Origin of the sequence: Brachybacterium sp. p3-SID957, from assembly GCF_025144775.1 — a bacterium.
Lineage (GTDB): Bacteria > Actinomycetota > Actinomycetes > Actinomycetales > Dermabacteraceae > Brachybacterium > Brachybacterium epidermidis.
In genome coordinates, this window is the sequence record NZ_JALXKT010000106.1 from 1 (window position 1) to 3,078 (window position 3,078).

Consider the following 3,078-nt stretch of genomic DNA (forward strand, 5'->3'; position numbering starts at 1 on the left):
CGGGGCCGGTCGAGGGCGCGGGGCCTTGCGAGGGCGCGGGGCCGGACGAGGGTGCGGGGCCCGTGGAGGACGCGGGGCCGGCAGAGGGTGCAGGGGCCTGCGTGCTCGGGCCCTGCGGCGGAGGGGGAGTGCTCATCACAGGGCTCCTTGTCGCTGAGCTGCGGCGGAGGAGAGGTACGCCGCTTCAAGCCTGCCGGTCGCCGGCCCGAAGGAGACGATGCGGGCGCCCTGGGCGGTCAGGTCCGCAAGCAGTCGGGCCGCGGTCGCCTCGTCGGGCAGCTGGAAGGTGGCCTCCGCGTGCCCGCTGGCCGTGCTGTCCGGTGGGGCGACGCCGCTGTGCTGCACCCCCACGGCCTCGAGAGCCCGCATCAGGGCGTCGTGGTCCAACGACCCCACCTTCCAGGGACGGGGCCGGGCGGCGAGGGCGCGGATGCTGCTGGCGTCCACCACGCGGCCGGCGTCCATGAACACGACGTGGTCGGCCATCTCCTCCAGCTCGGAGAGGATGTGGCTGGAGACCAGCACGGTGGTGCCGTCGGAGGCGGTCTGCCGCACCACTCGCAGCAGGCGTCGGCGCGAGGCCGGATCCAGGCCCGAGGCGGGCTCGTCCAGGATCAGCACCTGCGGGGAGTGCACCATGGCGCGAGCCAGGCCCAGGCGCTGCTTCTGCCCGCGTGAGAGCACGTGCGCCGGCTGCTGCGCGAGGGTCTGCAGGTCCATCAGGTCCAGCAGCTCCATCGCCCGGGTGGAGACCTGCCGTGAGGGCAGGAAGTAGGCCCGACCCATCACCTCCAGCACCTCGGCCACGCGCAGGGAGTCCCACGCCCCGAACTGGTCGGGCATCCAGCCCACGGCGCGGCGCACCGCGGGGGAGTCCTTCGTGGGGTCGATGCCGCCGATCAGCACCCGACCGGAGTCGGGTGCCAGCAGGGAGGCCAGCATCAGCATCAGCGTGGACTTCCCGCATCCGTTGGGGCCGACGAGCGCTGTGACCGCGCCGCGCGGTGCCTCGAAACTGAGGTCCAGCACGGCCTGCACATTGCCGAAGGCCCGGCTCACGTGCTCGGCGCGGATGCCGGGCCCGTCGGTCGCGTGGGGTGAGGCGGCGACGGCGTGGTCGCGAGGCCGAGGTGGGGGTGCCCCCCAGGCCGGTTCGCCCGGGCTGTGCTCCGGGCCGTGCTCCGGGCCGCCTTCCGGTGCCGCCCCGCTGGCGCCACCGTACCCGTCCGTGTCGCCGTACCCGTCCGTGTCGCCGTACCCGTTCGTGTCGCCGTACCCGTCCGTGTCGCCGTAGTCGTAGCTGGGGTGGACCGTGTGGCCGGGCTCGCGGCCTTCCTGGTGCCCGTCAGCGGCCTGTCCCTCGCGTCCCGTGCCCCCGGGCGGCGGTGTGGTCTGCATCATGCGCTGAGCCTGCCATGCCCCGGGACGTGACGGGGGCGGGACTCGGGCACATTACGGGAACGATTCGTGCAGGGTCAGTGGAGGGGCCACCGGAGGCACTGAGAGCGGGACGCACCTCAGAACCACTTTGTGGTTCTCAGATGCGCCCCGCTTTCAGGGCCCCGACACCGACAACGGGCGTCCAGTGCCCGGCGCGCAGCACGTCGGCTCCGCAGCGCCCAGCTCACCGGGAGGCTGCTCGCCTCACACCTGCATGGCGGCGTTGCCCTCTTCCTGCGCCTGGGGGATGCCCTCGGAGGCGGGCAGGCGGCCGATGAAGACCTCCTGGAAGATCGGGATGGCGGCGGTCAGGCCGGCATTGGCGCGAGCGCCGGTATCGGCCTCCGCAGGGTTCTTCGCCGCCTCCACGAACACGCTCACGTCCACCCCCTTCTCGTCCCAGAAGGAGATGAACGCGTCCTGCGCCTCCTTGTGGCCGGGGAAGGCCACGCCCTGCTCGGCCAGGGGGCGCTGCCCGTCCGCGCTGCCCAGCCACTCCAGCAGCGCCTTGATGCCCTCCTGCTTGTCCTCGGGGGCCTTCGCATTGCCCACCGCGACCACGCCGTGCACCAGCGACTTCGCACCCTCGGGCCCGGCCACCGGCGGGGCGATCGCCCACTCGAAGCTGTCGGCCACGCCATCGAAGATGTTGCCCAGGTTGTAGGGGCCGGACTGGAACAGCCCCAGCTTCCCCTGCGTGAACAGGTCGCGACTGAAGTCGCCGTTCTCGTTGGTGTCCGCCGCGCTCGGTGCCACCTGATCCACATTCACCAGGTCCGCCATGTACTGGAAGGCCGCGATGCCTTCCTCGGAGGCGAAGACGTACGCATCGTCCTGCTGCCACTGGGCGCCGTTGGAGGCCAGGAACGGGCCGATGATTGCCTGCCGGTCGGCCTGCGAGTTGAAGCCGAACTGAGCGCGGCCATCGGCATCGAAGCCGTCCTCGCCGGGATGGCGACCCTCACCGTCGAGCGTGAGCTTGGTGGCCGACTCGCGCAGCGAGTCGGTCTCGGCCGACGGATCGAACTCCAGGGCCGACGGGTCCACGCCCGCCTCCTCCACCAGCTGCTTGTTGTAGAACAGCGCGATCGAGTCCCACAGCTGCGGCACGCCCCACAGGCCGCCGTCGCGAGAGTAGAGCTCCACGACGCTGTCCTCCCACTGGTCAGCGGCGTCGGGCAGCACCTCGTTGATGTCCAGCAGGTCGCCGGAGTCCTTGTACAGCACGTAGTTGGCGGAATTCATCCAGTACACGTCGGCTGCATCACCGCTGGCCACGTCCAGGGGCAGGCGGGTCCAGTAGTCACCCCAGGCGACCAGGTCGATGTTGACCTGCCAGCCGGACTGCTCGGTGAAGGCGGCGAAGGACTCCTCGTAGGCGGGCTGGGCGAGCTCGTCCCACAGGCGGAACGTCAGGGTGCCGTTGCTGCCCCCGCCGCCGTCGCTGCCACCGGAGCCCCCGCTGTTGCCACCACCGGATCCGCCGTCCTGGGCGGAGGGGGAGCAGGCGACCGCGGCACCGGCGAGACCGGCGGCGGTGAGGGAGGCGAGCATCGTGCGGCGGTTCAGCATGGCGGATCCTTCCGTTCTGCCCCCGGTGCGTCCCGGCTGATCCGGGGTGAGGGGAGCGGGCTGGTG

Annotated in this window: 2 protein-coding genes; both read right to left on the reverse strand. The window is 71.8% G+C overall.

Annotated elements, in window-relative coordinates; genetic code table 11:
* Positions 1–135: 135 nt before the first annotated feature.
* Positions 136–1,401 carry an ABC transporter ATP-binding protein gene (locus M3B01_RS14415; protein ID WP_311203234.1) on the reverse strand — a complete coding sequence of 422 codons (1,266 nt, stop codon included), beginning with the start codon at positions 1,399–1,401 and terminating at the stop codon, positions 136–138.
* Positions 1,402–1,644: 243 nt separating this feature from the next.
* Positions 1,645–3,078, reverse strand: a 1,434-nt coding sequence (locus M3B01_RS14420; protein ID WP_311203235.1) for a sugar ABC transporter substrate-binding protein, incomplete at its 5' end; no start/stop codon positions are given.

Bases quoted from the DNA above. Each gene is read 5' to 3' on its own strand.
- M3B01_RS14415 (WP_311203234.1), bottom strand. From the start codon at position 1,401: ATGATGCAGACCACACCGCCGCCCGGGGGCACGGGACGCGAGGGACAG.